This window comes from Allomuricauda sp. TY007 (genome assembly GCF_010468565.1).
Taxonomy (GTDB): Bacteria; Bacteroidota; Bacteroidia; order Flavobacteriales; family Flavobacteriaceae; genus Flagellimonas.
Window position 1 is genome coordinate 1 of the sequence record NZ_WUEG01000048.1, and the last position, 721, is coordinate 721.

1 pseudogene is annotated in these 721 nt (G+C 39.1%); it reads right to left on the reverse strand.

Features of this window, described 5'->3' with window-relative positions:
- Positions 1–538: 538 nt before the first annotated feature.
- A pseudogene (locus tag GO009_RS17575) lies at positions 539–721 on the reverse strand (hypothetical protein); the annotation flags it as partial.

Consider the following 721-nt stretch of genomic DNA (forward strand, 5'->3'; position numbering starts at 1 on the left):
TTGTCTCTATATACTACGTATAGGAAATGTTTACATTTTCGTATTGTTTTCGATTCACTCTATGAATAGTTCTTACTACAATTTTTTTGTCTAAAGAGTAACACTAGAGATAAACATAAAAAATGTAGAGGTCGAGTTTAGATGCAAGTTCAAGGAGCGAAAGGTGGATGGGTAGGTTATATAGGGATATAGCACAGAGATATATAGCAAAGAGATACTTTTGAGCAATGTTTGTGGAAGCGGTATTCGCAATATTTTAGTAGCTCGTTACAGTCCGGTGCGTTTTTGGTTTTTTGAAAGTGCGTCTTCAGAGCGCTTTTGGTTTTCAAAAGCGCTCTGAAGTTCCTATACTTTCTAGAGAATAGGAACTTCGGAATAGGAACTTCAAAGCGTTTCCGAAAACGAGCGCTTCCGAAAATGCAACGCGAGCTGCGCACATACAGCTCACTGTTCACGTCGCACCTATATCTGCGTGTTGCCTGTATATATATATACATGAGAAGAACGGCATAGTGCGTGTTTATGCTTAAATGCGTACTTATATGCGTCTATTTATGTAGGATGAAAGGTAGTCTAGTACCTCCTGTGATATTATCCCATTCCATGCGGGGTATCGTATGCTTCCTTCAGCACTACCCTTTAGCTGTTCTATATGCTGCCACTCCTCAATTGGATTAGTCTCATCCTTCAATGCTATCATTTCCTTTGATATTGGATCATA